This window comes from Streptococcus cameli (assembly GCF_053207365.1).
Genome location: NZ_JBRUIM010000001.1, coordinates 326,325 through 348,822 on the forward strand (window position 1 = coordinate 326,325; position 22,498 = coordinate 348,822).

General features: G+C 42.2%; 23 protein-coding genes. 20 read left to right on the forward strand and 3 right to left on the reverse strand.

Annotation, left to right across the window (positions count from 1 at the left end; all coding sequences use genetic code 11):
- Position 1: 1 nt before the first annotated feature.
- The 8 genes from der (at position 2) to ACVR1I_RS01705 (ending at position 10,900) form a co-directional block, all read left to right on the forward strand.
- Positions 2-1,312, forward strand: a complete 1,311-nt coding sequence (gene der / locus ACVR1I_RS01670) for a ribosome biogenesis GTPase Der (protein ID WP_447442311.1) — start codon at positions 2-4, stop codon at positions 1,310-1,312.
- A gap of 8 nt (positions 1,313-1,320) precedes the next feature.
- Positions 1,321-1,701, forward strand: coding sequence for a hypothetical protein (locus tag ACVR1I_RS01675; protein WP_447442312.1), 381 nt, complete (start codon positions 1,321-1,323; stop codon positions 1,699-1,701).
- Between the two features lie 87 nt (positions 1,702-1,788).
- Positions 1,789-4,878, forward strand: coding sequence for a pilus expression-regulating Snf2 family helicase (locus tag ACVR1I_RS01680; RefSeq protein WP_447442313.1), 3,090 nt, complete (start codon positions 1,789-1,791; stop codon positions 4,876-4,878).
- 58 nt (positions 4,879-4,936) lie between these two features.
- A complete protein-coding gene (gene zapJ, locus ACVR1I_RS01685) occupies positions 4,937-5,626 on the forward strand; it encodes a divisome accessory protein ZapJ (RefSeq protein ID WP_447442314.1) in 690 nt (229 codons plus the stop codon).
- 1 nt (position 5,627) lies between these two features.
- On the forward strand, positions 5,628-6,959 hold the full coding sequence (gene murC / locus ACVR1I_RS01690; RefSeq protein ID WP_447442315.1) for a UDP-N-acetylmuramate--L-alanine ligase: 1,332 nt from the start codon (positions 5,628-5,630) through the stop codon (positions 6,957-6,959).
- 303 nt (positions 6,960-7,262) lie between these two features.
- A complete protein-coding gene (gene mltG, locus ACVR1I_RS01695) occupies positions 7,263-8,756 on the forward strand; it encodes an endolytic transglycosylase MltG (RefSeq protein WP_447442992.1) in 1,494 nt (497 codons plus the stop codon).
- Between the two features lie 75 nt (positions 8,757-8,831).
- The gene (greA, locus tag ACVR1I_RS01700; RefSeq protein WP_447442316.1) at positions 8,832-9,314 is read left to right on the forward strand and encodes a transcription elongation factor GreA; all 483 of its coding nucleotides are present in this window, start codon (positions 8,832-8,834) and stop codon (positions 9,312-9,314) included.
- Between the two features lie 89 nt (positions 9,315-9,403).
- Positions 9,404-10,900, forward strand: a complete 1,497-nt coding sequence (locus ACVR1I_RS01705) for a trypsin-like serine protease (protein WP_447442317.1) — start codon at positions 9,404-9,406, stop codon at positions 10,898-10,900.
- A gap of 204 nt (positions 10,901-11,104) precedes the next feature.
- Here the strand turns inward: ACVR1I_RS01705 and yidC are convergent, their stop codons facing one another.
- Complete coding sequence (gene yidC, locus ACVR1I_RS01710) at positions 11,105-12,019, reverse strand: membrane protein insertase YidC (protein WP_447442993.1); 915 nt, start codon at positions 12,017-12,019, stop codon at positions 11,105-11,107.
- Positions 12,020-12,080: 61 nt separating this feature from the next.
- Positions 12,081-12,365 (reverse strand): acylphosphatase, encoded by a 285-nt coding sequence (locus ACVR1I_RS01715; RefSeq protein ID WP_447442318.1) that lies wholly within the window; start codon positions 12,363-12,365, stop codon positions 12,081-12,083.
- 74 nt (positions 12,366-12,439) lie between these two features.
- Here ACVR1I_RS01715 and ACVR1I_RS01720 point away from each other — a divergent pair, with 74 nt between their 5' ends.
- Genes ACVR1I_RS01720 through ACVR1I_RS01730 form a run of 3 tightly spaced genes read left to right on the forward strand, consistent with a single transcriptional unit; the run spans position 12,440 to position 14,441 of the window.
- Positions 12,440-13,180, forward strand: a complete 741-nt coding sequence (locus tag ACVR1I_RS01720) for a TrmH family RNA methyltransferase (protein ID WP_447442319.1) — start codon at positions 12,440-12,442, stop codon at positions 13,178-13,180.
- 53 nt (positions 13,181-13,233) lie between these two features.
- Complete coding sequence (locus ACVR1I_RS01725; protein ID WP_447442320.1) at positions 13,234-13,722, forward strand: HD domain-containing protein; 489 nt, start codon at positions 13,234-13,236, stop codon at positions 13,720-13,722.
- Between the two features lie 17 nt (positions 13,723-13,739).
- Positions 13,740-14,441, forward strand: coding sequence for a Bax inhibitor-1/YccA family protein (locus ACVR1I_RS01730; protein WP_447442321.1), 702 nt, complete (start codon positions 13,740-13,742; stop codon positions 14,439-14,441).
- Between the two features lie 99 nt (positions 14,442-14,540).
- Here the strand turns inward: ACVR1I_RS01730 and pepC are convergent, their stop codons facing one another.
- Positions 14,541-15,872, reverse strand: a complete 1,332-nt coding sequence (gene pepC, locus ACVR1I_RS01735) for an aminopeptidase C (RefSeq protein WP_447442322.1) — start codon at positions 15,870-15,872, stop codon at positions 14,541-14,543.
- A 155-nt stretch (positions 15,873-16,027) separates the two neighbouring features.
- Here pepC and ACVR1I_RS01740 point away from each other — a divergent pair, with 155 nt between their 5' ends.
- From ACVR1I_RS01740 to scpB, 9 genes are all read left to right on the forward strand, one after another.
- Positions 16,028-17,269: a diaminopimelate decarboxylase gene (locus ACVR1I_RS01740; RefSeq protein ID WP_447442323.1), complete on the forward strand. Its 1,242-nt coding sequence runs from the start codon at positions 16,028-16,030 to the stop codon at positions 17,267-17,269.
- Between the two features lie 88 nt (positions 17,270-17,357).
- On the forward strand, positions 17,358-17,594 hold the full coding sequence (locus tag ACVR1I_RS01745) for a YneF family protein (RefSeq protein WP_447442324.1): 237 nt from the start codon (positions 17,358-17,360) through the stop codon (positions 17,592-17,594).
- A gap of 87 nt (positions 17,595-17,681) precedes the next feature.
- Positions 17,682-18,476, forward strand: a complete 795-nt coding sequence (racE, locus tag ACVR1I_RS01750) for a glutamate racemase (protein WP_447442325.1) — start codon at positions 17,682-17,684, stop codon at positions 18,474-18,476.
- Positions 18,473-19,477 carry a nucleoside-triphosphate diphosphatase gene (locus tag ACVR1I_RS01755; protein WP_447442326.1) on the forward strand — a complete coding sequence of 335 codons (1,005 nt, stop codon included), beginning with the start codon at positions 18,473-18,475 and terminating at the stop codon, positions 19,475-19,477. The genes racE and ACVR1I_RS01755 overlap by 4 nt, the downstream gene beginning before the upstream one ends.
- Positions 19,447-19,977, forward strand: a complete 531-nt coding sequence (locus tag ACVR1I_RS01760) for a metallophosphoesterase (protein WP_447442327.1) — start codon at positions 19,447-19,449, stop codon at positions 19,975-19,977. Before ACVR1I_RS01755 ends, ACVR1I_RS01760 begins: the two co-directional genes overlap by 31 nt.
- The gene (gene cbpB / locus ACVR1I_RS01765) at positions 19,974-20,426 is read left to right on the forward strand and encodes a cyclic-di-AMP-binding protein CbpB (RefSeq protein WP_447442328.1); all 453 of its coding nucleotides are present in this window, start codon (positions 19,974-19,976) and stop codon (positions 20,424-20,426) included. Before ACVR1I_RS01760 ends, cbpB begins: the two co-directional genes overlap by 4 nt.
- The gene (xerD, locus tag ACVR1I_RS01770; protein WP_447442329.1) at positions 20,427-21,164 is read left to right on the forward strand and encodes a site-specific tyrosine recombinase XerD; all 738 of its coding nucleotides are present in this window, start codon (positions 20,427-20,429) and stop codon (positions 21,162-21,164) included.
- Positions 21,164-21,889 (forward strand): segregation/condensation protein A, encoded by a 726-nt coding sequence (locus ACVR1I_RS01775; RefSeq protein WP_447442330.1) that lies wholly within the window; start codon positions 21,164-21,166, stop codon positions 21,887-21,889. Before xerD ends, ACVR1I_RS01775 begins: the two co-directional genes overlap by 1 nt.
- Complete coding sequence (scpB, locus tag ACVR1I_RS01780) at positions 21,867-22,424, forward strand: SMC-Scp complex subunit ScpB (protein WP_447442331.1); 558 nt, start codon at positions 21,867-21,869, stop codon at positions 22,422-22,424. The genes ACVR1I_RS01775 and scpB overlap by 23 nt, the downstream gene beginning before the upstream one ends.
- Positions 22,425-22,498: the final 74 nt, after the last annotated feature.

Consider the following 22,498-nt stretch of genomic DNA (forward strand, 5'->3'; position numbering starts at 1 on the left):
AATGGCTTTACCAACGATTGCAATTGTCGGACGTCCAAACGTCGGCAAATCAACATTTTTTAACCGGCTCGCTGGGGAGCGCATTTCCATTGTCGAAGATGTGGAGGGTGTGACCCGAGACCGGATTTATGCGACAGCAGAATGGCTGAATCGCAAGTTTTCCATTATTGATACCGGCGGTATCGATGATGTAGATGCCCCATTTATGACCCAAATCAAGCACCAGGCAGAAATTGCCATGGACGAGGCGGATGTCATTGTTTTTGTGGTGTCAGGTAAAGAAGGCATTACCGATGCGGATGAGTATGTGGCTCGAATCCTGTACAAGACCAATAAGCCAGTGATTTTGGCTGTTAACAAGGTCGATAATCCTGAAATGCGAAACGAAATCTATGATTTCTATGCACTCGGTCTAGGAGATCCGTATCCTGTTTCTTCTGTTCACGGTATCGGAACAGGGGATGTTTTGGATGCCATAGTGGAAAACCTACCAACCCGCATTGAAGAAGAAAATCCAGATATTATCAAATTTAGCTTGATTGGCCGTCCAAACGTCGGAAAATCGAGCTTGATCAATGCCATTTTAGGTGAAGACCGCGTGATTGCCTCGCCAGTGGCTGGAACGACCCGTGATGCTATTGATACGCATTTTACAGACAGTGAAGGCCAAGAATTTACCATGATTGATACGGCGGGTATGCGCAAATCTGGTAAGGTCTATGAAAACACCGAAAAGTATTCGGTCATGCGGGCTATGCGGGCTATTGACCGCTCCGATGTGGTCTTGATGGTCATCAATGCTGAAGAGGGCATTCGAGAATACGACAAACGAATCGCTGGATTTGCCCATGAAGCAGGAAAAGGAATCATTATCGTCGTGAACAAGTGGGATACCTTGGAAAAGGACAACCACACCATGAAAAACTGGGAAGAAGACATTCGAGACCAGTTCCAATACTTATCTTACGCGCCGATTATCTTTGTTTCCGCTTTGACCAAACAACGCTTGAACAAGTTGCCTGATATGATCAAGGCCATTAGCCAAAGTCAAAATACCCGCATTCCATCTGCCGTATTGAATGATGTCATCATGGATGCCATTGCCATCAATCCGACTCCGACAGACAAGGGTAGACGCTTGAAAATCTTCTATGCAACCCAAGTGGCGACCAAGCCACCAACCTTTGTCGTCTTTGTCAACGAAGAAGAGCTCATGCACTTTTCTTACATGCGTTTCCTAGAAAACCAGATTCGCAAGGCCTTTGTCTTTGAAGGAACACCGATTCATTTGATTGCACGCAAGAGAAAGTAGGTACCTGTATGAACCAACGAAAAATCAAATTCTACCAAACAATGCTCTTTCACTATTTGGCTCTTTACTGGGTCTTACATGTGATTGCAGCTGTTGTACTCTTTGGATTTGAACGTGGTTGGGGAGCTTTTGCCTATTTGTGGGTTTTTCTACCACATTTGCCAGTCATTTTTGTAGCTACTCTAGTTTCTTTGTTAGCCAAGAAAAGCCAAAACTATTTGGTTTGGCTCCTAGCTCTTATTTGTTTTGTGCTATCGAACTGGCATTGGGTATACGGGCTGTTCACATATGTTAGAATAGATTGGCAAATAGCTTCGCTGATTTTATTAACCGTGATTCCAATCGTTGCGACTGCTCAGCTGATTCGCTTAACAAAAACAGCAAGTTAACATACAAACACTCGAAAGATTGGATTCTTCGAGTGTTTTTTGATGAGCGAACTGTGGTATAATAAAGAGATAATCAAAGGAGAGTACATGAGTAGAATGATGCCGGGGCGGGTGCGCCAAGAGGGAATTGAATTGTATGAAACCGGGCAGTTACTTGTCCAAAATGTTGGCAATGGGCACATCTCATTTCGTATAGCAGGTGAGGAATTTTCTTATGCCCTTGACGAGTCCACCATCCAATGTAGCTGTTCGAGTTTTGCTCAAAAAGGCTATTGCCCTCATTTAGCGGCTGTGGAGTATTATTTAAAAAATGATGCCACAGGTAGGGAAACAGTGGAAGACCTTTCTAAGAAGGACAAGGAAGAAGAGGTGCGCTCTCTGAAAACCTATGCAGGTGGGGTATTTTTAGACCAACTATTGCAACCCTTGGCAAATCGCTCTATCACCTACCGCCTTGCAGCAGAAGGTAGTCTTCGTCCTTTTGAACAACAAATTGATTGGACCTTGAAAATTAGTCGGCTACCAGATCAGCGAAGCTATGTTATTCGAGACATTGGCACTTTTTTGCGGATTGTCCAACAAGGAGGGCATTACCAAATTGGGAAGAATTACTATGAGCAGATTTCGTTGGGGCAGTTTGACCAAGCCAGTCAAGACTTGTTGCTTTTTTTAGGACGGATGCTACCTGCCAAGTCCGTATCAGACACAGATATTCTGATTCATTTTGGGCGCAATCTCCGATTTCCCTTGGTTTATTTCGAAGAAGGTTTGGAGCTCTTGCAAGATCTCTATTCTTTTCAATTTGAATCTGATTTTCAAACGTATCAGGAATTGCATGTGCAGCCGTTTGATGCCAGTCTTGAAATCGTGCGAAGCGAAGTTTTTGTTCACCAGCAGGTAATTGAACTCAAAATGATGGAAAAAACCGTTCGCTCTCTTTTGTATGGCCATTATTTGGTGGAAAAAAATCAGATTTATACTCTAGATGAAAAACAAGGAAAATTACTGGCCTGGGTTAATAGCATCACAGTGAAAGAAGATGGCTACCGTAGTCTTCAAGTGGACCTTCAAGACCAAGATAAACTGGCCTTGGCACTCTTTGAGTTGCGGGAATTGGGACCCGTAAAAGCCCCTAAAAAATTCACGATTTATGATGTAACCCCGAGTTTTGTACTTTCAAAGACAGCGGCTGCCTTACAGTTGCAAACAATTTTGCGCTTGGATGGGTTTGAGATAAGGAGTCAAGAAGCGTTAGAACAGTTGCCGTTTTCACTACATTACCAGCATGTGGAACATATTTTTTCCACTATTAGTGATCTAGGATTTCAAGGAGGTTTCCAGGCTCAACTCTCTTTGGAAAATCTTGATTCTTGGTATGCCTCTTATCAGGAAGTTATTAAGCATCTGTCTTACTTGGGGCAGGTTCAGGTATCGGGTGAACTATCCGATTTGATTGTGGAGGAAAGCAGCACCATCCAGATTGAGCGTACGGGTTCCCTGTTAGATATCTCTTTTGACTTTTCAGGGATTGAAGAAGACGAGATTGAACAAGCTGTTGCAAGTTTACTGGCTCAGGAAGAGTACTTTACCAGTAAAAGCGGTAAAATCATTGTTTTTGACGAAGGGATTCAAAAAATCAGCAAAAGTCTCTTGGCGTTGCGAGCACAGTACGGGGTAAACGGAAGCTTGCAGTTATCTAGTTTGGCCTCTTATCAATTAGCCAGCTTAGCTGGAACGAGTGATACTGTTCAGCTTTCTGCAGCTTTTCAAGAAATGGCGTATGAGTTGACGCATCCTGAAGAAACACAACTAGCCGATTTGTCTCTGCAAGCCTCCTTGCGGGACTACCAAGAACTAGGTGTCAAATGGTTGACAATGTTAGACAAATATGGATTTGGTGGCATTTTAGCGGATGATATGGGCTTAGGAAAAACCTTGCAGACCATCGCCTTTTTATCAAGTAAGATTGAAAAGACCTCTCGTGTCCTGATTTTGGCGCCAGCCAGCTTGATTTACAATTGGGAGGAAGAATTCCATCGTTTTGCACCGCGCTTGGATGTAGCTGTTGTCTATGGAAATAAAACGGAACGTGAGGCGATCTTAGCAGAGGAACATACTGTTGTAGTGACCAGCTACACATCTTTTCGACAAGATGTTGAAAGCTACAAAAAAGGCAGATATGATTACCTGATATTGGACGAAGCCCAAGTCATGAAGAATGCCCAAACCAAGATTGCCCAGCAGTTACGTGATTTTGAAGTTGGCAATTGTTTTGCTCTTTCTGGAACACCAATCGAAAACCATCTGTCAGAAATTTGGTCTATCTTCCAGATAGTGTTGCCGGGTCTTTTGCCAGAACAATCAGCTTTTAACAAACTGACGGCCAAGCAAGTATCTCGTATTATCAAACCTTTTGTATTGAGGCGGAAAAAAGAAGATGTCTTGTTGGAATTACCTGATTTGATGGAAATCAATGTACTAAACGAATTGACCGATGAGCAAAAAGCCATTTATTTAGCGCAATTGCAACAGATGCAGGGAGCTATTGCTGGCGCCAGTGAAGCAGAAATTAACCGACGCAAAATCGAAATTCTTTCTGGTATTACCCGCTTACGGCAAATTTGTGATACACCTCAATTGTTTATGGATGGTTATCAGGGGGAAAGTGGGAAGCTTAATAGCTTGAGAGACCTGCTGGTGCAACTGAAAGAAGGGGGACGCCGTGTGCTGATTTTCTCCCAGTTTCGCAATATGTTGGATATCATCGAAGAAGAGTTGGCAGATTTAGCGATTTCAAGTTATACCTTAACAGGTTCAACTCCCGCTAGCCAACGACAAGAAATGACTCGTGCCTTTAACGCAGGGAGTCGGGATGCCTTTCTAATTTCCCTTAAGGCAGGCGGAGTTGGATTGAATTTGACTGGAGCAGATACGGTTATTCTAGTTGATTTATGGTGGAATCCCGCTGTTGAGGCCCAGGCGATCAGTCGTGCCCACCGAATGGGGCAGACAGAAACAGTTGAATTTTACCGCTTGATTACTAGAGGCACCATTGAAGAAAAAATACAGGCGCTTCAAGAAACCAAGAAGAATTTGGTCACGACTGTTTTAGACGGAAACGAGAGCCGTTCCAGCATGACGGCAGAGGACATCAAGGAGATTTTAGGGCTTTCCTAATCAAGTAGAAGACCAAATAGCGGATTTATGCTATAATAATCTTTTGAAAGGAATAAGTATGATTCAAAAACAGACGAGATTTCCATTAGTAGGAGATGATGAGCCAATTGTAGGGCACATTCCGCAAATGAACCTCTATGATGAGTCGGATTTAATCAGCAATATCAAGGGGCCTTATCAAGAAAAAGCAGTTTATGAAAGCATTCCTGTCGCTGCCTCTTCTCAAACAGACCAATCTAGACCTTCGGTGACACCAAATGACTTGTTGCCACCCTTGTTTCATGCGGAACCCAGTCGCTTTTCACGGAAAGACCGACTACAAAAAGCTAGCCGTTCAAATGAAACTGCTTCTCATCAAGGAAAAACGCAAGGACAGCTAGCACGTGAGAAGGCGAGGGAGGATCTCAAGAAGAAACGCTCCGCAGCTTATCTGAAAGACGATAAACCAATCCAAAGTCGTATGACTAAGCCTGTAAACCAGGTGTCTAAACCAGTACCGACGCAGCAACCAGAAGTTTCTCCACTTCATCAGTTGGCCAATCGTTTGAGACAAGAGCAGTATATTTTGGCAGATATGCCAGTGACTTATCCTTTGGAAAAAGAAGAACGCCAAAAAGAATCAGTTGTAAAGAAAAATTCTTATGATTTTTTGAAGAAGAGTCAGGTCTATAATTATCCTGAACGAAAACGAAACAAAGAACGTCAATTGGCACAAGAGCTAAATTTGACACATATGGAAGAGGAATAGGATGACAAAAACTTACCACTTTATCGGTATTAAAGGCTCAGGTATGAGCGCGTTGGCATTGATGTTGCATCAAATGGGACACCAGGTTCAAGGAAGTGATGTCGACAAATATTACTTTACCCAACGAGGTCTAGAGCAAGCAGGGATTAATATCCTTTCTTTTGATGAAAAAAATATAGGCCCAGATGTTGAGTTGATTGCCGGAAATGCTTTTCGTCCGGATAACAATGTAGAGATTGCTTACGCAGATGCACAAGGCATTCCCTATAAACGCTACCATGAATTTCTAGGTGATTTCATGCGCCAATTTACGAGCTTTGGTGTTGCTGGGGCACACGGAAAAACCTCGACAACAGGACTCTTGGCGCATGTCATGCACAATATTACAGACACCTCTTATCTGATTGGAGATGGGACTGGGCGTGGCTCTGAAAATGCCCAATATTTTGTCTTTGAATCAGATGAGTATGAGCGCCATTTTAAACCCTATTATCCAGAGTATAGCATCATTACCAACATTGATTTTGATCACCCAGATTATTTTACGAGTTTAGAAGATGTCTTTAATGCCTTTAATGACTATGCCAAGCAAGTACAAAAAGGGCTCTTTGTCTATGGAGAAGATGAACAGCTGCGTCAGATTCGTGCGACGGCCCCGATCTACTATTATGGTTTTGAAGAAAACGACGATTTTGTCGCTTATGATCTTCGTCGTTCAACGACAGGGTCTCAATTCAAGTTGCGTTACAAGGAAAAAGAATTGGGGGATTTCCAAATTCCAACCTTTGGCAAACACAATGTCTTGAATGCAACAGCTGTCATTGCGAATCTCTATATTGCAGGATTTGATTTGAAGTTGGTGGCAGAGCACCTCAAAACCTTTGCAGGAGTGAAGCGTCGCTTTACCGAGAAAATCATCAATGGGACAGTTGTGATTGATGACTTTGCCCATCATCCAACGGAAATCATTGCAACCATTGATGCGGCCCGTCAAAAGTACCCAAGTAAAGAAATTGTAGCGATTTTCCAACCGCATACCTTTACACGAACCATCGCTCTCTTAGACGAGTTTGCCCAAGCCTTAAACCAAGCCGATGCTGTTTATCTAGCTCAGATATACGGCTCTGCCCGTGAGGTGGATAAAGGTGAAGTTAAGGTAGAAGATCTAGCTGCTAAAATCACTAAAAAAGGCAGTGTGATTACGGTTGAAAACACTTCTCCGCTACTGGATCATAGTAATGCTGTCTATGTATTTATGGGAGCAGGAGACATTCAATCCTACGAATATTCATTTGAACAATTGCTAGCTAACCTTGCAAAAAATGTTCAATAGTAGAAGTGGTCATGTTGGCCACTTTGTTTTTGTTTTACAAAGCAGAGAAAATGGGCTAACCCCCTTTGCAATGCGGAATTTCTTGCTTTTATAATCGTTTTAAGTTATAATAACAAGTAATTGTGTGAAAGGAGTTTCATTTTAGTGGACGAATCAACATCAAAAGACACACAACCTCTTAGTTTTAGAGAGAAAATTTTAAAAGAATTAGAAGAAGGTCGTGACCAAAGAATAGGAGAGACTGCTACGAGCACTCCAACTTCAAAAGACGATAGTGTGCTAAAAGAACACATTGAAAAATTGATGGCCAAATCAGTAATTGAAACAGAAGAAATCGAGCATACGGTTGAAATCCAATCTGAATCATTTTCTTCCGAAGAAGCTGAAAGTATGCTAGATATGGCTGAATCAGAACATATCAGTGAGAATACTGTCGAAGCGACGATACCATCAGAATCTTTATTAGGTAGTATGCTTGAAATGGACTCGCTTGTAGAAAGTCAAACAGAAGAACGATTTGATTTTCTGATGCAGGAAGAAGAGTCGATTTCAAATGATGAATTAGAAGATACCATTATTGCACCGATGCCATCGAAGAAACAAACAGAAAAACAAACAGCAACGAGAAGCCGCAGAAATTCTCGTGATCGTGGAAATAGAAAAAAACAAGAAGCTTTAGTAAAACGGATTGTTACGATTATCATCAGTGTTGTACTGTTAGCCATTGCGATTACAGGATTTACAGGGTATACGTACGTAAAAACTAGCTTGGAGCCTGTTAATGAGCAATCGACCCAAAATATTCAAATTCAGATTCCAGAAGGTTCGACCACAAAGGATATTGGGAATATCTTGGTTGAAAATAAGTTAATTAAAAATGCGACGATTTTCAATTATTACGCAAAGCTAAAAAGTTACAATAATTTCCAAAGTGGTTACTACAATCTAAACCAATCCATGTCGGTAGATGAGATAGCAAAAGCCTTGCAAGAAACAGGTGCAGCAATTCCTCAAGATCCAATTGCAGGTAAAGTTTTAATCATTGAAGGCTATACACTAGAGCAAATGGGGTCAGCAGTTACAGATAATGTCTATACTGATGACAAGGATGATAAAACTCCATTTACAAAAGAAGCATTCTTAGAAACTGTTCAAAATCCTGAATTTATTCAGAGTATGGTACAAAAGTATCCAAATTTACTTGCGAGCCTGCCAAGTAAGGAAAGTGGTGTTCGTTACCAACTAGAAGGATACTTATTCCCTGCCACCTATGAATACAGTGAGAAAACAACGGTAGAAGAGTTGGTAGAAAAAATGATTGCAGCCATGGATGCTAATTTACAAGCCTATTATGGTGTTTTGTCAAACAAGGGCTTAGATGTCAATGCTCTTCTTACAATGGCTTCGCTTGTTGAAAAAGAAGGTGCGACTGATGAGGACCGACGCAATATTGCAAGTGTCTTTTATAACCGCATCAATACTGGTATGCCATTGCAATCCAATATTGCAATCCTTTATGCAATGGGTAAGTTAGGTGAAAAAACAACATTGGCAGAAGATGCGGGTATTGACACCGGAATCGATTCGCCTTATAATATATACATTCATACTGGACTTATGCCAGGAGCAGTCGCTAGTCCAAGTTTAGCAGCGATTGAAGCAACCGTTAATCCCAACAAAACAGATTATTACTATTTTGTGGCAGATGTTACGACTGGGACTATCTATTATTCTGTGACCTTAGAAGAACACAATCAAAAGGTAGAACAGTATGTTAACAGTAAATTAAGTGAGTAAGACTCATTCAAATTATGTGGGTAACACCACATAATTTTATTTTGATAACCAAAAGGAAAAGAGAGAAAGAAATAAATGGCTGAAAAAACTTATCCAATGACAATGGAAGAAAAGTTAAAATTAGAGCAGGAATTGGAAGAATTAAAATTGGTTCGACGTCCTGAGATTGTGGAACGGATTAAAATCGCTCGTTCGTACGGCGATCTTTCTGAAAATAGTGAATATGAAGCAGCAAAAGATGAACAAGCTTTTGTTGAGGGACAAATTTCAAGTATTGAAACAAAAATTCGCTACGCAGAGATTGTTAATAGCGATGCCGTTGCAGCAGATGAAGTTGCAATTGGTAAATCTGTAACGGTCCAAGAAGTTGGTGAATCTGAAACAGAAGTCTACCACATTGTTGGAGCAGCTGGTGCAGATGCCTTTTCAAATAAGGTGTCAAATGAAAGTCCTATCGGACAAGCCCTGATTGGTAAAAAAACAGGTGACACTGTGACAGTTAAAACACCTGTTGGTGGATATGATATCCAAATTTTAAAAGTTGAAAAAACAAAATAAGGAAAGAAAGTAGGGAGACCTACTTTTTTTCTAAATATTATTTACAATTAAGGGGAAAAATAGTATACTTCATAATAGGAGGAAATCATATGAAACACAGAAAATCACTTAGTTCAGTCCTCTTGCTCAGTGTTTTGCTTGGTACAACCTTACCAGTCGCAACATTAGCAGAGAGCACATCTTCAACTAGCTCATCAGTAGCAGTTAGCTCAAGTAGTTCATCCAGTGTTGAGCCGAGCAGCACCTCTAGTGTTGAACCAAGCAGTTCATCCAGCGATGAACCAAGTAGCTCATCTAGCGTTGAACCAAGCAGTTCATCCAGCGTTGAACCAAGCAGTTCATCCAGCGTTGAACCAAGTAGTTCCTCTAGCGTTGAACCAAGCAGTTCATCCAGCGATGAACCAAGTAGTTCATCTTCTACTGAGCCAAGCGAAAAGACAGCACCTGATTTATCATCTGAAAACGCAACCTTGGAAGCCATTATCGGCAAGGATGATCAATACCGTGTTAAAAATACCAAAGCCTTTCCTTACCGTACAGTAGTGCATTTGGAAATGGAATACGATGATGGGACATACGTAGGTTCTGGTGTTATGATTGCACCTAATCTGATTCTAACAGTAGCACATAATGTCTATAACCAACGTACAAAAAAATGGGCAAAATCCGTGACTGCTGCCCCTGCTCGAAATGGTGGAGAAACACCATATGGTAAGTTTGAAGCAGCGAACTACTATGTTCTGCGTACATACACAACAGAAGGCAATGTTGTACCAAGTAATTACGATATTGCGGTTATCAAATTAACGAAAAATGTTCCATCATCAGTGGGTTACTTACCTATTTCAAAAACAGTGAGTCGTAATGAACGTCTTCAGGTTCCAGGCTATCCAGCTTACACATCTTCTAAAGCTCGTTACATGCATACTTCTTTTGGTAAAGCAGATGGTATTTCTAGTAAGCAAATTAGCCATACTGTCGACACAGAAGGTGGAAACAGTGGGTCTCCGATTCTTAATGCAAAAAACCAAGTTGTCGGCGTTCACTCAGCTGGTCGTTATGGTTTGGTACGTCCTTATGGAGACAAAAACTGGGGACGTCGAATTGATGGCTTAGCCCTGCAGATGATTGATATTGCGAAGAAGAACAAAGCAACTAATGTCAATGTAACTGCCTATCGTGAGACAAAATCAGGTACTACCTATCGTTTATATAACCCAAATCTTCGTCGCCACCTGTATACACAAAGTCTTAATGAAGCAAATGCGTTACAGAAACATGGCTGGAGATTTGAAGGGGTAAGCTTCAGAACGGTAACTTCTGGAAAACCAGTTTATCGCCTATACAATCGCGCACTTTCAAAACATTTTTACACCACAAGTCAAGGTGAGAGAGATATCTTGGTTGCAAAACATGGTTGGAGATATGAGGGTGTAGCTTGGTATTCAGGTGGAACAAAACCAGTTTACCGTCTCTACCATCCAATTTTCCAAACCCATCTTTACACAGCTAATAAAAATGAAAAAGATATCTTAGCTGCAAAACATGGTTGGAGATACGAAGGTGTAGCTTTCTATACTAAATAATACCCAAAAGAAGCCATTGGCTTCTTTTTTTGTATGTGATTAGACAAAAAGAGGCTGGGACAAAAATCCCAGCCTTCAAATAATTGGTTATGAGTTAAATAAGACGCAGTGGTTTGAGTAACACTCACTGACTTTGACAGTGTTAATATTGCCACTGCATAGATCATTAGATGTTTTAGCATTACTGAGCCACGTCATTTTTATTTATTTTCTTGTTCGTTGTTTGCCGGCGTTACGGTTTGTTTTTTTAGGTGTTGTTTCAATGGCAGAAACTGGTTTTGGGGTGACATCTTTTGCACGAACGACTGGAGCTTTTGGTGGATTTTTTTCAAATTCCTCTTGAATTTGTTTGCGAATGCGAGGTTTAACCAAGAAAGTTGTAATGGCTTGTTGGATGATACCAAAGAGTCCACCGACAACCCAGTAGAGGGTTACGCCGGCTGGAGAATTCCATGAGAAATACATAATCATGGCTGGATTTAAGAACATCATGGAACGCATTTGTTTTCTCTGTTCTTCTTCCATGCCAACCTGCATAAAGAGTGATTGGGCTAGATAGAGTACACCAGCAATCACTATGAGTACCATGCTGCGTTCCCCAAGGTTAATACCAAAGAAAGTGGCATCCGCAATTCCGTCTGTGAAGCGGGCTGCGTAGAACAAGGCTGTAAAGAATGGCATTTGAATAAGGAGAGGCAAGCATCCCATCCCACCTAATAGGCTGACGCCATACTCTTTTTGAGTAGCCATTAATTCTTGTTGAGCAGCTATTTGTTCTTCTTGGGTAGAGGCGTTACGCATCCGTTCTTGGATAGGATCCAAAATCGGTTTCAAATAGCGCATTTTCTCAGATTGATAAGTCGCTTTCCAAGATTGGTAAATGCCAAGCGGTAAAATCAGAAAACGAACCATTAAGGTTACGATGATAATGGCAACACCAAAGCCGAGCCCTTGGTTTTCAGCAAAGTAGGTAATGACCTGCCCCATCGGTTTTACCAAGAGATTGTATACCCAGCCTTCACCTGTTGGTACGCCATTTTTTTGTTGGACACATCCTGATAGGAACAATAAAGTACTGAGTAAGATACTCGATAAGACGAAGCGATTATTTTTTTTCACGTTTGCAATTCCTTTTTTCATGATAAGTTCTATTTTACTTGTTTTTAGCAAAATATACAAGTCAGACCTCGTGTTTTACTTTGAAATCTGAGAAATCCTGGAACTGCGCCAGCGTCACGTCAAGATAAGTGACTTTGGAGAAGCGAGAGGGGCCTTTTCGAATTTGGTGAATAAACTGACTGAGTTTTTCAGGATGACTGGATTGGGCTAGGATGGTGACAGTCCCATCTTCGTTGTTCCAAACCCGGCCAAAAATCTCTCCGATTTCAGTGGCTAAAAATTGAACACTCCAGCGAAAGCCAACGCCTTGCACTCGGCCAGAAGCAATCATTTTTACCTTTTTCATTTGAACGGCTCCTTTTTGACAAGTGATTTACTTTATTATATCATGGTTGACAGAGAATGAAAAAGAGGAAAAGTATGGAAGTTATCCGATCCAAAAACAATCAACTCATCAAACAAGCCAAGAAATTACACCAAAAAAAATACCGTAAGGATTCTTACTTAATTGAGGGCTGGCATTTATTAGAAGAAGCTCAGTCTTTTCAGGCAACCATTGAGCGAATCTTTGTTTCAGAAGAAGAGGCTACTCGGATTGCGCATACTGACAAGGTAACAGTTGTTAGTGCAACTATTTTAGCGGAATTATCAGAGAGCAAGGCGCCACAAGGAGTGGTGGCTCAGATTGCCATGCCCCAACAAGAACTGTTAGACATAACATCTGGGAAGTATCTGGTCTTAGAAGACGTCCAAGACCCCGGAAATGTCGGAACTATGATTCGGACGGCTGATGCGGCTGGTTTTGATGCAGTCTTTTTGACCAATCAATCAGCAGATGTGTATAATAGCAAGGTCTTACGTTCGATGCAGGGGAGTCATTTTCATCTGCCAATCTATCGCTTGCCGATAGAAGACATTATTGCCCATCTGAAAAAGGCAGAGATTCCGATTTTTGCAACGACCTTATCATCGGATTCGATTGATTATAAGAAATTGGGAAACAAGTTGTCTCTGGCTTTGGTCATGGGAAATGAAGGACAGGGAATTTCAGATAGGATTGTTCAAGTAGCTGATGAATTGGTACATATTTCTATGCCAGGTCAAGCAGAGAGTTTAAATGTTGCCGTGGCAGCAGGTATTCTCATGTTCAGTTTTGTTTAAGAAAAGCTGAGTAAAATATGGTATAATAAATACTAAGGAATGAGGTGTATACCATGACCCCCTATCAAAAAGATATTGAATTTATGGAACATGTTGGTCATTTGATTGACACGCCATCTGTTCAAAAATTAGCAGGTATTACCCACCACTACCACTCGACAAGATTAGAACATTCGATCAATGTTTCCTATACTAGTTATAAATTGGCGAAGAGGTTTGGTTGGGATGCAAAATCAACTGCCCGTGGGGCGCTCATGCATGATTTGTTCTTCTATGACTGGCGAACCACCAAGTTCAAGAAGAGCCATGCTTGGACTCATCCACGTATTGCGGTGAGAAATGCTAAAAAATTAACAACTCTTAACAAGATTGAAGAAGACATCATTGTCAAACACATGTTTGGTGCAACCATAGCACCACCACGCTACAAGGAATCTTGGATCGTAACCTGTGTGGACAAGTACTGGGCTGTACGCGAAGCAACCCTTCCTATGCAGCACAAGTGGAAAAACCGCAAGATTCTCCGCTTGAAACTACCATAATTATGAGGAGATTTAATATGAAAGACAATCCATTTATCGTTCATCAGGCGCAGTCTGATAATACAGCTTTAAACCGTTTTTACGGTAAAATTTACGGCTTTGTGGCCTTGGGCTTAGCCATTTCAGCCTTGGTCGCTTTCTTATCCCTAACAACTTTTTGGTCGATGACTTATGCAGTCTTGACTGGTAGTAGCTTCTTGCTTTGGGGCTTCTTGCTGGGTGAAATTGCCCTGGTCTTCGTTGCATCAGGTGCAGCAGCTAAAAATAGTCCAATGGCTTTGCCACTTTTCTTGCTCTACTCAGCCTTGAATGGATTTACCATGAGCTTTATCCTATTGGCTTATACAGGGGAGACCGTCTTCTTAGCCTTTCTCTCAACAGTCTTGATGTTTGGAGTGATGGCTGTTATCGGTATGACAACCAAGAAAAATCTTTCTGGTATGGGGCAAGCCTTTCTTGCTGGTTTGATTGGGGTTATCATTGCGGGAGCTATCAATATTTTCCTTCAAAGTTCTACCATGAGCTTGATTATCTCGATTATCTCCGTGGTCATCTTTTCCGGATTGATTGCCTATGACAACCAACGCATTCGCTATGTCTTTGAAGAGACAAACGGCAATGTCAACCAAGGTTGGGCTGTTTCCATGGCGCTTCAACTCTATCTTGACTTTATCAATCTCTTCCTCAATATCCTTCGTTTATTGGGAAGACGCGACTAAGCAAAAAGATCCGAGAGGGTCTTTTTTTGTTTTCAAAAAGCTCCATCTTTTATTTTTGAAAAAAACAGCTTGAACCTTGTCCAAGCTGTTGGGTTTTGATTAGTGAGAAGCCAGGGCTCCCATTGGATCCCAAGGTGCTAGGACAGTAGGTTCTGCCTCGTAGGCTGCCAATTCTTCAGGTGTTAAGAATTCCTTGCGAACAACGATTTGGTAGGTGAACTCATCCATCCAAGCATCGGAAGCGACAAAATAGCCTTTTTCACCGACCTTATCACCCCAAGAATTTTCGACCTTCCACTTGGTTGGTTTGCCAGATTCATCTAAGTCGACTCCAGTCAAGACCATGGCGTGGGTCATGAGGCTTTCGCTGTAATCCAAGCGTCCGGCCTTGTCTTGGGAAAAGGCAAGGTCCATGCTAGCAGTAAAGTCATAGGCATCCATGGCCATGATGCCTTTTTGGCGGTCAGATAATTGACCAACATCACAACCAAACCAAATGCTTTCACCGGCTTGAAGCTGGGCCACGGCCAATTCTTTGAAACGATCCATGTCTAAGTTGATGTAGCGAACATCCTGTCCTCCGACAACATTGCCCAGCATCTCAACGGTATAGGATTTTCCGTAAGGCTTGTCAGCGGTTGGGGCATTGATAACAGAAACGTAATCCGATAGTTCTAGGCCAACGTATTTTTCATAAAAGGCCTGTGGTGTGATATCTGTTTCTGTTTGGAAATTGTTGTCCTTGTCTCTGAAGGCAAAATCAAAGCTACGAGGGGGTAATCCCAAGTTCATGGCTAGGAAATTAAAAATTTCTTGGAGCATCTCTTCTTTGACTGCTTGAATATTATCCTCGCCTTTTGCAAGGGCTTCGCGTAGAATTTGGGCATCTTGGCGCAATAATTTATTGAGGTAGGTATTCAACTCACGGCTGGCACTGGAAGAAATGGATTCTGGGTAAACCGATTTTGGGACGACACCGTATTTTTCAAAGAGAGCCACGACCATATCCCATTGCCCACCATCTTGTTGAGGAACATCCAAGAGGAACTTGACCTTACGACTGGTTAATTCTTGGTCTGCAGTCGCAATGACTTGCTCTAAAAACCAGTTGGATTTTTCGTATTTGTCCCAGAAAAAGGTATGGGCTTGCGATAATTCAAAGTTTTCCAACTTGAATTCGGAAATCAATTTGTGGCGAAAGGTGTTGAGGGCCGCAAACATCCAACACCGACCCGAAGCTTTTTGATTGGATACGGCGTCCTTGGTCAAATCAATGGAAAAAGTAAAGTCATTGTCAATTTGACTTTTTCGTGTTTCGAGCGATTTGAGTAAGCCATTGTTGGTCACCGCATTTTCGATAGCCTGGTACTTGGTATTGGCTAGGTAATCGGCAAATAATTTCTCTGTAAAAGGTTCAGTTAATTTTTCCATAAAGCACTCCTAATTTTTTTGATAATTCTATTATAAAACTTTCAGACTATAAATCAAGTTTTACCCCTTCTTTTTGAAAATAGTCGCTTCCCCAACCTTTCCCATGGGATTGTGGTATAATAGAAAAAAATTTTATGACTTGATGAGGTAGAGAGATGAGCAAGACTCCTTTTATTTCGGGTACAGCCCTAGATGTGATTACAGACCAATTTCCAACTCCCTTTCATTTGTATGATGAAAAAGGCATTCGGGAGAAAGCACGAGCTTTAAACAAGGCTTTTTCTTGGAACAAGGGTTTTAAGGAATATTTTGCCGTTAAGGCCACCCCAACTCCTGCCATTTTGAAAATTCTCCAAGAAGAAAATTGTGGTGTGGATTGTGCTACTAATGTTGAGGTCATGATGGGTGTTAAGATGGGCTTTGACGACATCATGTTTACCTCGAATGATACCCAGGCAGAAGAATTCGTCTATGCACGCGAAGCAGGGGCTATTATCAATTTGGACGCCTATGAGCACATTGCCTTTCTTAAAGAAACAGCGGGGCTTCCAGATACAGTCTGCTTGCGCTACAATCCAGGTGGGGTCTTTGCCTTGGGAACAGATATCATGGACCATCCTCAGGATTCCAAATTCGGAATGACCAAGGAGCAACTGCTCAAGGGTTACCAAGAGTTGAAGGAAGCAGGGGTCAAGACCTTTGGTCTGCATGCTTTTTTAGCCTCCAATACGGTGACCAATGACTATTATCCAGAGTTGGCCCGCCAACTCTTTGAATTGGCGCTGGAGATTCGTGAAGTAACAGGAGTCACCTTGGACTTTATCAACCTCTCAGGTGGAATTGGCGTCAATTACCGTCCAGAAGAAGAGGCCAATGATATTGCAGTGATTGGTGAAGGGGTCCGCAAGGTCTACGAGGAAATTTTAACTCCTGCTGGCATGGGTGATGTGAAAATCTATACCGAATTGGGTCGCTTTATGTTGGCCCCACATGGGATTTTGGTCACCAAGGTCTTGCACCGTAAGGAAACCTACCGAACCTACATTGGGGTAGATGCTTCTGCAGCAAACCTTATGCGCCCAGCCTTTTATGGGGCCTACCACCATATTACCAATAGCACACGACCAGATGCAGAGACCGAAATCGTTGACGTGACAGGATCCTTGTGTGAAAACAATGATAAATTTGCAGTCCACCGTGAGTTGCCAAAAGCAGAAGTAGGCGATACTCTTGTCATCCATGATACGGGTGCCCACGGCTTCTCCATGGGCTACCAGTACAATGGCCGATTGCGTTCAGCGGAAATTCTCTTACAAGAAGATGGGACCCCACGTCTCATTCGCCGTGCGGAAACCCCAGAAGATTACTTTGCGACTATTCAGGGATTTGATTTCTAGAAAGCGTCTCAAAACAACTACTAGCCATTGTAAATCTGTCCAGATTTTGGTATAATGAAATGAAAAATTCAAAGGAGATTGAACTAGAATGAATACAACTTTAATTGTTTTGTTAGTCATCGTAGCTTTGCTTGGAGGCGTCGCATTAGGCATGTTTATCGCACGCAAACAAGTAGAAAAGATGATTGCGGACAAACCAGTCCTTGACGAGAATGCCTTGCGCGTGATGATGACCCAAATGGGTCAAAAACCAAGCGAAGCAAAAGTCCAACAGGCTTACCGTCAAATCAAAGCTCAGCAAAAACAAGCTGCTAAAAAGAAATAAGTATAAAATGGGACTGGGATGCAATCCCAAGTCCTTTTTTCGAGCCAAAGCTCATCCTGCCAAATGGCTCTGACAAAGGAAAGTAAGATGGATAATCGACCAATTGGTTTTTTGGATTCGGGTGTAGGAGGCCTTACCGTTGTAAGAGAGCTCATGCGCCAGCTTCCTCATGAAGAAATTGTGTATATTGGAGATTCAGCACGTGCTCCATACGGGCCACGATCAGCTGAACAGATCAGGGAATTTACCTGGGAACTGGTGAATTTTCTCTTGACCAAAAATGTCAAAATGATTGTCTTTGCCTGCAATACAGCGACAGCTGTTGCTTGGGAGGAAGTCAAAGAAGCCTTGGATATTCCTGTTTTGGGGGTTATTTTGCCAGGGGCATCAGCAGCCATCAAGGCCACCCAATCAGGTAAGATTGGTGTTTTAGGGACACCAATGACGATTGAATCGGATATTTACCGCCAAAAAATCCAAGCTCTTTCTCCGGAAAGCCAGGTAGAAAATTTAGCCTGCCCCAAGTTTGTTCCACTGGTTGAATCCAATAATTACCAGTCCAGTTTGGCCAAAAAAGTGGTTTATGAAACCCTTCGGGACATGGCTGGTAAAGTGGATACGGTGGTACTTGGTTGTACCCACTATCCCTTGTTGCGTCCCATTATCCAAAATGTTATGGGCAAGGAGGTCAAATTGATTGATTCTGGGGCAGAATGTGCGCGTGATATATCCGTTCTCTTAAATTATTTTGAGATCAACCATGAGCGAACAAGCGAGGCGTTAGACCATCGCTTTTACACAACAGCTAGTCCGGTAGCCTTTCGTGAAATTGCAGAAGACTGGTTGGGCATGAATTTGAAAGTGGAGCATGTAACCTTATGACAGAAAAACGCTATGAATACAGAGATCAAAACGATTGGTACATTGGAAAAATGAATGGCCATAATATGATCATGGGTTGGGGAGTAGACCGAGCTGACTTGTCTCCCTTTGATGCGATTTTAGAAACGCTCGTTCCAAGCAAGGGAGATGCCATCTGGGAAGCAGAAAACGGCTTTGATGTTATCGTTATTGATTACAGTTCCCCGACTCGCTTGCTAGGCTTTATAGTCGATATGTTTAATCAAGAGCATAACCGTTCTGTTCGAGTGGTGCAACATCAGGGAGCTACTGTATTGGTGGAAGATGAAAAACTTCTCTATGCGCATCTGCCAGAAGGCGGACTGCCACTAGCAGCTTTTGGCGGGATCAACGTGGCTGACTTTGGCGACAGCATTTTGATTGCCACCAAAAATGAAGGCAAAACCAAAGAGTTTCGGGCCTTCTTTGAGCCCTTGGGGTATAAGGTTGAAAATCTGAATCAATACCCTGATTTGCCAGATGTAGCTGAAACGGGTGTCACTTTTGAAGAAAATGCCCGTCTTAAGGCAGAAACCATTGCCAATTTGACTGGTAAAATGGTTCTAGCAGATGATTCTGGTTTGAAGGTGGATGTACTGGGCGGTCTGCCTGGTGTCTGGTCCGCTCGTTTTTCAGGTCCAGATGCGACAGATGCATCCAATAATGCCAAGCTCTTACATGAATTAACCATGGTTTTCGACCCCAAAAAACGCTCTGCTCAATTTCATTGCACCTTAGTCGTTGCAGCACCAGAGACGGAAAGTCTAGTGGTGGAAGCAGACTGGGAAGGCTATATTGGGTTAGAAGCAAAAGGTGAACATGGATTTGGCTATGACCCGCTTTTCCTAGTTGGCGAAACGGCTCAAACCGCAGCAGAATTGTCGCTTGAAGAAAAAAATCAGATTTCTCATCGCGCCCTAGCATTGAAAAAATTAATGGAGGCTTTTCCAGTATGGCAGAAGCAAGTCGCAAAACCATCCTAGTCATGAGCGATTCCCATGGCAATCGTTCCGTCGTGGAAGACATTAAACACCACTACCTTGGCAAGGTTGATGCCCTATTCCATAATGGTGATTCGGAACTGCCAGCAGATGACCCCATTTGGCAAGGAATCCACGTGGTCAATGGCAACTGCGATTACTATGGAGGCTACCCAGATAAGCTGGTCACTCTTGTTGGAGATGTTCGAATTGCTCAGACGCACGGGCATTTATACCGCATCAATTATACTTGGCAGATTTTAGATTACTGGGCTCAGGAAGAAGAGGCGGATATCTGTCTTTATGGCCATTTGCATGCAGCACATGCAGAAAAAAGAGGCCGGACCCTCTTTCTCAATCCGGGTTCTGTTTTACAGCCAAGAGGACCGATTCAAGAGAAGTTGTATGCCTTAATCACCATAACGGATCAGGCTTATCAGGTTCGTTATTACACGCTGGACCACCAGCTTTATGAACCCCTGACAGAGGAATTTCCAAGATGATTTCAAGAAAGATAGAAGATTTTTTCTGGGAGAACGAAGAGACCTTCTTAACTCCTGCAGATAAGTTAGCAGTGATTGTAGATACCCACAACATGGACCATGCTAAGTTGTTGCTTAGCCACATGTCCTATTCTCGTGTGCCTGTTGTGACCGAAGCCAATCACTTTGTTGGGACCATTAGTCTCAAAGAGATTATCCAATACCAGTCAGAAAATGAGTTAACAGACGAAGAGTTAAACCAGGATATTTCCCTCATTGCCAAAAAAGAAGTCGCTACGGTTCCTGAAGACTATGAATTAGCCGATGTCTTACGTAAGCTGGTAGACGATTCTTTTCTGCCGGTTGTTGCTGCAGATGGTCGTTTCTTAGGCATTATCACACGGAAATCGATTTTAAAAGCTGTCAATGCTCTGGTGCATACTGTTGATATTACGGAGAAACACAAGTAAATGCAGGAACTTATTTCCCAGTTTTTAGACGAAAAACAGCTGGCCCTGAATTCTAAAAAGGCCTATCAGTATGATTTGGAACAATTTTTGGAGATTTGCCAGGAGCAAATCACTCCATCTAAGTTAGCCATTTATCAAGCTTTTTTACAGGATTTAGCTCCAACAGCTCAGAGGCGGAAATTGTCTACCATCAATCAATTTTTGTATTTTTTGTATGAAGCCAATCAACTGAATCGTTTTTATAAGCTTAAGCCGGCTGAGGGACGCTCGCCCCGTGTCAAAAAGAAACTTCCTCAGCTAGAAGATCCGTCTTGTCTCTGGGAAGCTAGTTCATTTCCGATTGGGCAAGTGATTGCCTTGCTGATGCTGGAAGTGGGCTTGTTGCCAAATGAGTTGGTTTCTTTGCGGGTTGATCAGTTTGATTTTTCTTTCCAAGTACTGAGCTTAGGAACTGCACGTGCGAAACGTGTTATTCCGATTTCGAATAAGTTGTTGCCGTATTTGGAGGACAGACTTGAAGGGCAATACCTTTTTGAACACAAGGGCAAGCCCTATTCGCGTCAATGGTTTTATAATCGCTTGACGGAGTACATGGCATCAATTGGAAAAAAAGAGTGGACAGCTCAATTTTTGCGGGATCAGTATATCTTGCGGGAATTGGAATCTGGGAAGACCTTAGATCAAGTGGCCAAACAATTGGGATTAACTTCACAGATGGGGTTAGAGAAATATAGATAATGGATATAAAATTAAAAGATTTTGAAGGACCGCTGGATTTGCTCCTCCATTTGGTGTCAAAGTACCAAGTAGATATTTATGAGGTGCCGATCACTGAAGTTATTGAGCAGTACTTGGCTTATGTGGCAACCTTGCAAGCCATGCGTTTGGAAGTGGCGGGGGAATACATGCTCATGGCCAGTCAACTCATGCTAATCAAGAGCCGGAGACTCTTGCCAAAGGTTGTAGAGGAAATACCTGAGGAAGAAGATCCAGAATTGCTCTTGTTGGAACAATTGGAAGAGTACCGTAAATTTAAGCTGCTTAGTGAAAAACTCGGTCAGCAGCATGAAGAGCGGGCCAACTATTTTTCAAAGCCAAAATTGGAATTGGTCTATGAAGATGTGACCTTGGTCCAAGATAAGACTACCATCGATTTGTTCTTGGCTTTTTCAAAAGTTATGGCCGAAAAACAGGCTGAATTGCGGCAGTCCCACACCACAATTTCAAAAGATGAATACCGGATTGAAGATGTCATGGACCAGGTCCGTTCTCATTTTTCTGGAACAAATCGTGTGACCTTACAGGCTATTTTTAAAAACAGCCAGGACCTCAATGAGTTGATTACCATGTTTTTAGCGACCTTGGAACTTGTTAAGGTACAGGAACTGACCATGGAGCAGGCAGATACCTTTGGAGATATCGTATTGATAAGGAGAGACGATGCAGCATTTAGCAGAGATTGAAGTCTTATTGTTTGTAGCAGGTGAAGACGGACTAAGTATCAGAGAACTAGCCGATATTACCAGCTTGCAACCATCCGCCTTACTACAACAATTGGAAAAACTAAAGGGAAAGTACACTGCTGATGACCAGTCTGGTTTGGATTTGGTGGAAACCTCCAATCGTTACAAATTGGTGACAAAAAAAGCCTACGCAGACTTGCTTCGAGCCTACTCTCGTACCCCAATCAATCAATCGATGAGTCGTGCTCTTTTGGAAACCCTCTCCATTGTGGCCTACAAACAACCGATTACCCGGATTGAAGTGGATGACATTCGAGGGGTTAATTCCAGTGGAGCAATCAGTAAGCTTCAAGCCTTTGATTTAATCCGTGAAAATGGGAAAAAAGAAGTCATCGGCCGTCCCAATTTGTATGTTACGACAGACTATTTCTTGGACTATATGGGGATCAATAGCTTAGAAGAGTTACCAGATGTGTCGGATTTGGAATTGGTCGAAGAAGAAACAGAATTGTTTGTCGAAAAGACAGAAGAGTAGTATAATACAGGCGAGAGCTTGAATAGAAAGGAAGAAGTGGTTTTTAGCATCTATTGCATATAAGGCCATTTCTC

What these genes read in the sequence shown, in the direction of transcription:
- greA (WP_447442316.1), top strand. Translation starts at nt 8,832, where the DNA reads ATGGCTGAAAAAACTTATCCAATGACAATGGAAGAAAAGTTAAAATTA.
- murC (WP_447442315.1), top strand. Translation starts at nt 5,628, where the DNA reads ATGACAAAAACTTACCACTTTATCGGTATTAAAGGCTCAGGTATGAGC.
- pepC (WP_447442322.1), bottom strand. Translation starts at nt 15,872, where the DNA reads ATGGAAAAATTAACTGAACCTTTTACAGAGAAATTATTTGCCGATTAC.
- ACVR1I_RS01745 (WP_447442324.1), top strand. Translation starts at nt 17,358, where the DNA reads ATGAATACAACTTTAATTGTTTTGTTAGTCATCGTAGCTTTGCTTGGA.
- ACVR1I_RS01705 (WP_447442317.1), top strand. Translation starts at nt 9,404, where the DNA reads ATGAAACACAGAAAATCACTTAGTTCAGTCCTCTTGCTCAGTGTTTTG.
- xerD (WP_447442329.1), top strand. Translation starts at nt 20,427, where the DNA reads ATGCAGGAACTTATTTCCCAGTTTTTAGACGAAAAACAGCTGGCCCTG.
- ACVR1I_RS01740 (WP_447442323.1), top strand. Translation starts at nt 16,028, where the DNA reads ATGAGCAAGACTCCTTTTATTTCGGGTACAGCCCTAGATGTGATTACA.
- ACVR1I_RS01755 (WP_447442326.1), top strand. Translation starts at nt 18,473, where the DNA reads ATGACAGAAAAACGCTATGAATACAGAGATCAAAACGATTGGTACATT.
- ACVR1I_RS01715 (WP_447442318.1), bottom strand. Translation starts at nt 12,365, where the DNA reads ATGAAAAAGGTAAAAATGATTGCTTCTGGCCGAGTGCAAGGCGTTGGC.
- ACVR1I_RS01675 (WP_447442312.1), top strand. Translation starts at nt 1,321, where the DNA reads ATGAACCAACGAAAAATCAAATTCTACCAAACAATGCTCTTTCACTAT.
- mltG (WP_447442992.1), top strand. Translation starts at nt 7,263, where the DNA reads ATGGCCAAATCAGTAATTGAAACAGAAGAAATCGAGCATACGGTTGAA.
- racE (WP_447442325.1), top strand. Translation starts at nt 17,682, where the DNA reads ATGGATAATCGACCAATTGGTTTTTTGGATTCGGGTGTAGGAGGCCTT.
- zapJ (WP_447442314.1), top strand. Translation starts at nt 4,937, where the DNA reads ATGATTCAAAAACAGACGAGATTTCCATTAGTAGGAGATGATGAGCCA.
- scpB (WP_447442331.1), top strand. Translation starts at nt 21,867, where the DNA reads ATGCAGCATTTAGCAGAGATTGAAGTCTTATTGTTTGTAGCAGGTGAA.
- ACVR1I_RS01725 (WP_447442320.1), top strand. Translation starts at nt 13,234, where the DNA reads ATGACCCCCTATCAAAAAGATATTGAATTTATGGAACATGTTGGTCAT.
- ACVR1I_RS01775 (WP_447442330.1), top strand. Translation starts at nt 21,164, where the DNA reads ATGGATATAAAATTAAAAGATTTTGAAGGACCGCTGGATTTGCTCCTC.
- cbpB (WP_447442328.1), top strand. Translation starts at nt 19,974, where the DNA reads ATGATTTCAAGAAAGATAGAAGATTTTTTCTGGGAGAACGAAGAGACC.
- ACVR1I_RS01720 (WP_447442319.1), top strand. Translation starts at nt 12,440, where the DNA reads ATGGAAGTTATCCGATCCAAAAACAATCAACTCATCAAACAAGCCAAG.
- ACVR1I_RS01760 (WP_447442327.1), top strand. Translation starts at nt 19,447, where the DNA reads ATGGCAGAAGCAAGTCGCAAAACCATCCTAGTCATGAGCGATTCCCAT.
- der (WP_447442311.1), top strand. Translation starts at nt 2, where the DNA reads ATGGCTTTACCAACGATTGCAATTGTCGGACGTCCAAACGTCGGCAAA.
- ACVR1I_RS01680 (WP_447442313.1), top strand. Translation starts at nt 1,789, where the DNA reads ATGAGTAGAATGATGCCGGGGCGGGTGCGCCAAGAGGGAATTGAATTG.
- ACVR1I_RS01730 (WP_447442321.1), top strand. Translation starts at nt 13,740, where the DNA reads ATGAAAGACAATCCATTTATCGTTCATCAGGCGCAGTCTGATAATACA.